Annotated in this window: 8 protein-coding genes; 1 reads left to right on the top strand and 7 read right to left on the bottom strand. The window is 71.9% G+C overall.

Annotated elements, in window-relative coordinates; translation table 11 throughout:
- The 3 genes from ACIY1X_RS23785 to ACIY1X_RS23775 all read right to left on the bottom strand — a co-directional run.
- A partial coding sequence (locus tag ACIY1X_RS23785) for a DUF2783 domain-containing protein (protein ID WP_399685453.1) occupies nt 1-197 on the bottom strand: 197 nt, incomplete at its 3' end.
- A 13-nt stretch (nt 198-210) separates the two neighbouring features.
- The gene (locus ACIY1X_RS23780; RefSeq protein ID WP_399685450.1) at nt 211-1,866 is read right to left on the bottom strand and encodes an FAD-dependent oxidoreductase; all 1,656 of its coding nucleotides are present in this window, start codon (nt 1,864-1,866) and stop codon (nt 211-213) included.
- A 35-nt stretch (nt 1,867-1,901) separates the two neighbouring features.
- Nucleotides 1,902-2,867, bottom strand: coding sequence for an MBL fold metallo-hydrolase (locus ACIY1X_RS23775; protein ID WP_038200421.1), 966 nt, complete (start codon nt 2,865-2,867; stop codon nt 1,902-1,904).
- A 123-nt stretch (nt 2,868-2,990) separates the two neighbouring features.
- Between ACIY1X_RS23775 and ACIY1X_RS23770 the strand changes: the two genes are divergently transcribed.
- On the top strand, nt 2,991-3,812 hold the full coding sequence (locus tag ACIY1X_RS23770; protein WP_038200422.1) for an IclR family transcriptional regulator: 822 nt from the start codon (nt 2,991-2,993) through the stop codon (nt 3,810-3,812).
- 10 nt (nt 3,813-3,822) lie between these two features.
- Here ACIY1X_RS23770 and ACIY1X_RS23765 read toward each other — a convergent pair whose 3' ends face one another.
- From ACIY1X_RS23765 to pyrF, 4 genes are read right to left on the bottom strand one after another with little or no spacing between them, the layout of a single operon-like run.
- On the bottom strand, nt 3,823-4,494 hold the full coding sequence (locus tag ACIY1X_RS23765) for a LysE family translocator (protein ID WP_399685447.1): 672 nt from the start codon (nt 4,492-4,494) through the stop codon (nt 3,823-3,825).
- Nucleotides 4,491-5,006 (bottom strand): GFA family protein, encoded by a 516-nt coding sequence (locus ACIY1X_RS23760; RefSeq protein WP_038200424.1) that lies wholly within the window; start codon nt 5,004-5,006, stop codon nt 4,491-4,493. Before ACIY1X_RS23760 ends, ACIY1X_RS23765 begins: the two co-directional genes overlap by 4 nt.
- Nucleotides 5,003-5,353, bottom strand: coding sequence for a GFA family protein (locus ACIY1X_RS23755; RefSeq protein WP_038200425.1), 351 nt, complete (start codon nt 5,351-5,353; stop codon nt 5,003-5,005). Before ACIY1X_RS23755 ends, ACIY1X_RS23760 begins: the two co-directional genes overlap by 4 nt.
- A gap of 58 nt (nt 5,354-5,411) precedes the next feature.
- Complete coding sequence (gene pyrF / locus ACIY1X_RS23750) at nt 5,412-6,239, bottom strand: orotidine-5'-phosphate decarboxylase (protein WP_038200426.1); 828 nt, start codon at nt 6,237-6,239, stop codon at nt 5,412-5,414.
- Nucleotides 6,240-6,291: the final 52 nt, after the last annotated feature.

The raw sequence follows: 6,291 nt of genomic DNA, 5'->3' as shown, positions 1-6,291 counted from the left end.
TCTCGCGCGGCGGCCAGGGCCTCGCGCAGCACGGGCAGGCTGCCGATGTGGTTGGCCAGCAGCAGGACGAGGCGCGCGTTGAAGGCGTGGCTCTGCTCGGTCGTGAGGTCCTGGTGCGCGTCGATCAGCGCCTCGTAGAAGTCGTCCGGCGACGGCATGTTCGGCGCGGTGGTCAGGTGATCGGCGGTGGCAGTCATGGCTTGTTCTCCTTCATGCCCTGGCCAGGGCGCGGTCGAAGGCCGCGCGCACGGCCTCGGCCGTGGGGGCGCGCCAGCGGGCGCACACGTGCTGGTCGGGGCGCAGCAGGTAGGTGGTGCCCTCGCGCGCGTCGTAGCGGCGCGCGGCCAACGCGTGGGCCGCGTCCAGCGGCACGCGCAGCACCTCGATCGGGCGGTCGGCGCCGGCCAGGGCCTGCGCGCTGCGCCCGGCCGCCTCGCCGCTGCCGAAGACCAGCGCGGCGAAGCGCGTGCCGCCCAGGCCGCGCAGCAGCCAGCCCTCGGCCACCGGCGCGTCGGCCGCCACCGCGCCCGGCACCATCGCGCCCTCGAAGGCATCGGCGTCGGGCGTGTTCAGCACCGAACCGTGCAGCGTCGCCGGCACCGACAGCCGGCCGCTGTTGACCAGCCGCCGCGCGAAGTCGTGCCGCCGCGCCAGGTGCAGCACGGCGTCGCGGAAGAGGCGGCTGGCCTCGCTCTTGGGCGTGATGAAGTCGGTGGAGCGGGTGGAGTTGCGGATGTTCTCGTCCGCCGCCATCTCGCGCTCGCGGGCGTAGCTGTCCAGCAGCGCATCGGGCGCCTCGTCGCGCAGCACGGCGGCGAGCTTCCAGGCGAGGTTCTCCGCGTCCTGCAGCCCGGAGTTGGCGCCGCGCGCGCCGAAGGGCGAGACGCCGTGCGCCGAGTCGCCCGCGAACAGCACGCGGCCGTGGCGGAAGCTCGCCATGCGCTGGCAGGCGAAGGTGTAGACGCTGGCCCATTCGAGCGTGAACTCGGTGCCCTTGAAAGGCGAGGCGTCGAGCATCGCGCGCACGCGCGGGACGATCTTCTCGGGCTTCTTCTCCTCTTCCGGGTCGGCCTGCCAGCCGAGCTGGAAGTCGATGCGCCACACGCCGTCGGGCTGCATGTGCAGCAGCACGCTCTGGCCGGGGTGGAAGGCGGGGTCGAACCAGAACCAGCGCTCGGCCGGAAACTGCACGTCCATCTTCACGTCGGCGATGAGGAAGCGGTCCTTGAAGACGCGGCCGGTGCTCTCCTGCCCGATGAGCCGGCGCACCGCCGAGCGCGAGCCGTCGCAGGCGGCGACCCAGTCGGCCCGCAGCCGGTAGGGGCCGTCGGGCGTCTCGATGCTCAGCAGCACGTGGTCGCCCTGCGGCTCCACGCCGGTCACCGTGTTCTTCCAGCGCAGGTCGATCAGCGGCAGTTGCGCGGCGCGCTCGGCCAGGAAGCCCTCGACGTAGTACTGCTGCAGGTTGACGAAGGCCGGACGCTCGTGGCCCTCTTCCGGCAGCAGATCGAATTCGTAGACCTGCTCGCCCTGCAGGAACACGCGGCCGAGCTTCCACGACACGCCCTTGGCCGTCATGCGCTCGCCGCAGCCCAGGCGGTCGAAGATCTCCAGCGAGCGCTTGGAAAAGCAGATGGCGCGCGAGCCGGTCGAGAGGCGATGGTCGTTGTCCAGCAGCACCACCGGCACCTGCTGCTGCGCCAGGTCGATGGCCAGGGCCAGCCCGATGGGGCCGGCGCCGACCACGACGACCGGGTGGCGCACCGGCGCGGCGGCCCGCTGGTCGGCGTGCAGTGCGTAGTCGAAGACCACCTGCTGGTAGTCGATCTGCTGCGCGCCGGCCGACACGAGGTCGTTCAGCTTCATCTGTCGTCTCCGTCGTTCTGCGGGGGCTGCTTTTCTTATTGCCCTTCCAGCGTCTTCCACATCTCGATGTCGCGCTCGGCCGTCCACACGCGCGGGTCGGCGTATTGCGTGGCCTCGTCGTAGCAGCGCGTCACGTCGAAGGGCATGCAGTGGTCGAAGATGACCCAGTGGCCGTACCTGGGCTTGAGCTTCGCGTAGGTCTCCCGGTAGACCGTGTTCAGGTCCTTGCCGGCGCGGGCGCCCTCGCTCACGCTGGCCCACACGTCGGCGATGAAGTCGCGCGTGCCGGCCAGGCCGCGGGCCACGTCTTCCGGCGTGGTGAGCGCGGCGCCGCGGCCAGGCACCAGCGCCTTCGGCTGCAGCGCGGCGATGTTGTCCAGCGTCTTCGGCCAGTCCTGGAAGTAGGCGTCGCCGGCGTAGGGCGTGGCGTCGAACTCCACCAGGTCGCCCGAGAGCAGCGTCTTCTCGCCGGGCAGCCAGACGACCGTGTCGCCCTTGGTGTGGCCGCGGCCGAGCTGCAGCAGTTGCACCTCCAGCTTGCCCAGCCAGACGGTCATCTTGCCGGTGAAGGTCATGGTCGGCCAGGTCATGCCCGGCGGCACGGTCTCGACGCCGGCGAACAGGCGCGGGAAGCGGCCGATCTCGCTGGCCTTGTCCTGCTCGCCCCGCTCGACGATCAAGTCGTAGGTGTCCTGGCTGGCGAGGATCTGCTGCGCGCCATAGGCGCTGGCGCCCAGCACGCGCACCGCGTGGTAGTGCGTGAGCACCACGTACTTGATGGGCTTGTCCGTCACTTCGCGGATGCGGCGGATCACGTCGGCCGCCATCGCCGGCGTGGCCTGGGTGTCGGCCACCAGCACGGCGTCGTCGCCGATCACGATGCCGGTGTTCGGGTCGCCCTCGGCCGTGTAGGCCCAGGCGTGTTCGGAGATCTGGCTGAAGCTGACCTTCTTCTCTTCGAGGTCGGCCTGGCTGGCGAAGGCCTTGGCGGGCTGATTCATGGGGCTTGGCTCCTGTGTTTGTCTAAATTGAATATGTTCGTCTATTGCGAATTTGATGCAAGTCTAGATGCTCAATCAGATAATGTCTAATGTTTTCTCCATGAACAAACGTCGAGGTCGGGCATGAGCGAGGACAGCGAGCGCGCCGCGGCGCAGCGCGGCATCCAGAGCATCGAGGTGGGCGGCCAGTTGCTGCGAGCCCTGGTGCACAGCGGCCGGCCGATGGCCCTGAAGGACCTGGCGCGCGAGGCGGAGATGACGCCGGCCAAGGCGCATCCGTACATGGTGAGCTTCGGGCGCCTGGGCCTGATCGAGCAGGACCGCGCCAGCGGCCACTATCTGCTCGGCCCGCTGGCGCTGCAACTGGGGCTGATCGCGATGGCCCAGGCCAGCCCGGTGCAGGTGGCCGCGCCGGTGATCGAGGAACTGGCCCGGCGCACCGGCCAGACGCTGGCGCTGGCGGTGTGGGGCGACCGCGGCGCCACCATCGTGCGCATCGCCGAGTCGCCGGCCGCGGTGCACGTGGCGATGCGGCACGGCACGGTGTTCTCGCTGGCGGGCACGGCCTCCGGGCGGCTGTTCGGCGCCTATCTGGACGAATCGGTGGTGCGCGCCACGCTGGAGGCCGAGCGCCGCCGCGCGCCGGAGCCCGGCGCCCTGTCGGAGGCCGGCATGCCGGCGCTGGCGCTGCCCACCTGGGAGGCTTTCGCGGCGCAGCTCGAGGAGGTGCGCCGGCACGGCGTCTCGCGCTCCGAGGGTGAGATCGTGCCGGGCGTGAGCGCGATGGCGGCGCCGGTGTTCGACGCGCGCGGCGCCGTCGTGCTGGCGCTCACCGCCATCGCCCCGGCGGCGGTGCTCGACACCCGCTGGGACGGCGCCACGGCGCGCGCGCTCAAGACGGCCGCGCAGGAGATCTCGCAGCGCCTGGGCTGGCGCGGCGCCTGAGCGGCAGAACTCAGCCCGCGGGCCGCGCGCGCGAGCCCGACAGCGCCGTGTACACGCCCAGCCCGATGAAGGTGCCTCCGGTCACCCAGCGCCCCCACGCGGCGCCGCCGCGCAACGCCGAGAAGAAGGGACGCAGCCGGCTGGCGGCCAGCACGTAGAGGCAGTCGGTGCAGCCGGCGATGGCCACGAAGGCGGCGCCGAAGCCCATGATCTGCAGCGCCGGCGAGGTGCCGGGGCGGATGAACTGCGGCAGGAACGCGGCGAAGAACAGCGCCGTCTTCGGGTTGAGCAGCGCCACCACGAAGCCGTCGCGGAACAGGCGGGCCGGCCGCACCGGCCGCACGGGCAGGCCGGTGTCCTCGCCCGCCGCGTCGCCGCGCGGCGGCCGCAGCGCCTTCAGGCCCAGCCACACCAGGTAGGCGGCGCCGGCCCACTTGACCACCGTGAAGGCCAGCGACGAGATGGCGAACAGCGCCGCCAGCCCGAGCGCGGCGCCCAGCGCGTTGCCGAAGTTGCCCAGCGCCACGCCCGCCACCGAGGCCAGCCCGGCGCGGCGGCCCTGCGCCAGCGTGCGCGCCACCACGAACAGCACCGCCGGGCCCGGCGTGAGCGCCAGCACCAGGCTGGCGGCGGCGAAGGCCAGCATCACGGCCGGCGAGGGGAGGAAGACGGTGTCGATCATGGGTGTCGTCCTTGCGGGTGCCGCTCGCGCCAGGCCTGCCAGCGCTCCAGTGCGGCTTCGGGCCAGTACGCGCGGCGATCGTAGTACTCGGGCACCGCGGCCGCATCGGGCGGCAGCACCACCCACGGCTGCTTCGAGGCGGTGAAGATGTGGATGTCCGGCGGCAGGTGGTCGGGCGCATCGAGCGTGCCCACGCGCAGGAACTTCACCGTCGGCCCGGCGCCGGCGTAGTGGCTCCACAGCGCGACGCGGCAGCGCGGACAGCGGGCGATGCGCTGCCCGCGCCCGCTCTCGGAGGGCGTGTCGACCATCTCCGGCTCGCCGGCCAGCAGCGCCACGCGCTCGCCCTCCACCATCGCGTTGAGCGCGAAGGCGCTGCCCGTCTCGCGCTGGCACCAGCGGCAGTGGCAGGCGTGCACGAACAGCGGCGGGGTGAGCAGGCGATAGCGCACCTGGCGGCAGGCGCAGCCGCCCTCCAGCGGGTACGGCGCGCGTTCGGCGTCGGCGCTCACAGCGCGCGGCCGTCGAAGTGCTGCACCGGCACCTGGTCCAGCTCGATGCCTTCCAGGCAGCGGATGTTGACCGCCGCCATCGCCGCGCCGTTCGGCGCCGTGCCCTCGCCGAAGGGGTGGATGCCGCAGGTCGGGCAGAAATGGTGCGCGATGAGGTGCTTGTTGAAGCGGTAGCTGCGCATCGCCTCGGGCGGCGTCTTCAGCGTGAGCTGCGGGCGCGGCACGAACCACAGCAGCGAACCCTTGCGCTGGCACATCGAGCAGTTGCAGGCGACGGCGCCCTGCAGCTCGCCCTCGACGTCGAAGGCGATGGCGCCGCAGTGGCAGCTTCCGTGGTAGGTGGTCATGCGTGTCTCCGGCGGACGAAAGGCCGCAGGCTACACCGCATCGGGCGCCGGAGGCGCGTCAGGACGGCTTGGCGTTTTCGAGCAGGTCGCGCGTGCGCAGCGCCTCTCGGCGCGCGGCGGCGGCGAAGTCGTCGCCGTCCGAGGCATAGCAGATGGCGCGCGAGGAGTTCACGACGATGGGCGCGTCCGGCCGCCAGCCGGCGCGCACGGTGGCCGCCGCGTCGCCGCCCTGGGCGCCCACGCCGGGGATCAGCAGCGGCGCCGTGGGCGCCAGCGCCCGCACGCGCTCGATCTCGTCGGGATAGGTGGCGCCCACCACCAGGCCGAGCTGGCCGTTGAGGTTCCACGGGCCCTGCGCCAGCCGCGCCACGTGCTCGTACAGCAGCGGCTCGCCCGGCACCGAGGCCAGCCGCTGCCCCTGCAGGTCGGCGCCGCCCGGGTTGCTGGTGCGGCACAGCAGGAAGGCGCCCTTGTCCGCGTACTTCAGGTAGGGCGAGACCGAATCGAAGCCCATGAAGGGCGAGAGCGTCACCGCGTCGGCGCCGTAGCGCTCGAAGGCCTCGACGGCGTACTGCTCGGCGGTGGAGCCGATGTCGCCGCGCTTGGCGTCCAGGATCACCGGCACCTGCGGCGCCACCTTGTGGATGTGGGCGATCAGCCATTCGAGCTGCGCCTCGGCGCGGTGTGCCGCGAAGTAGGCGATCTGCGGCTTGAAGGCGATCACGCAGTCGGCGGTCGCATCCACGATCTGCGCGCAAAACTCACCGATCCTGCCGGCATCGCCCTTCATCTTTCCCGGAAAGCGCGATGGCTCCGGATCCAGCCCCACGCACAGCAGGGAACGGTTCTGGCGCTGGGCGGCGCGCAACTGGTCGATGAAAGCCATGGATCCGATTCTAGGTGGCGCCCTGCACCGCCACACCGCACGGTGCCTCTAG

It is taken from the genome of Xenophilus sp. (genome assembly GCF_044462705.1).
In the GTDB taxonomy this organism is placed as follows: Bacteria; Pseudomonadota; Gammaproteobacteria; order Burkholderiales; family Burkholderiaceae_C; genus Xenophilus; species Xenophilus azovorans.
This window is presented reverse-complemented; position numbering and strand designations above follow the sequence as displayed.

Bases quoted from the DNA above. Each gene is read 5' to 3' on its own strand.
- ACIY1X_RS23780 (WP_399685450.1), bottom strand. From the start codon at position 1,866: ATGAAGCTGAACGACCTCGTGTCGGCCGGCGCGCAGCAGATCGACTAC.
- ACIY1X_RS23775 (WP_038200421.1), bottom strand. From the start codon at position 2,867: ATGAATCAGCCCGCCAAGGCCTTCGCCAGCCAGGCCGACCTCGAAGAG.
- ACIY1X_RS23770 (WP_038200422.1), top strand. From the start codon at position 2,991: ATGAGCGAGGACAGCGAGCGCGCCGCGGCGCAGCGCGGCATCCAGAGC.
- ACIY1X_RS23765 (WP_399685447.1), bottom strand. From the start codon at position 4,494: ATGATCGACACCGTCTTCCTCCCCTCGCCGGCCGTGATGCTGGCCTTC.
- ACIY1X_RS23755 (WP_038200425.1), bottom strand. From the start codon at position 5,353: ATGACCACCTACCACGGAAGCTGCCACTGCGGCGCCATCGCCTTCGAC.
- pyrF (WP_038200426.1), bottom strand. From the start codon at position 6,239: ATGGCTTTCATCGACCAGTTGCGCGCCGCCCAGCGCCAGAACCGTTCC.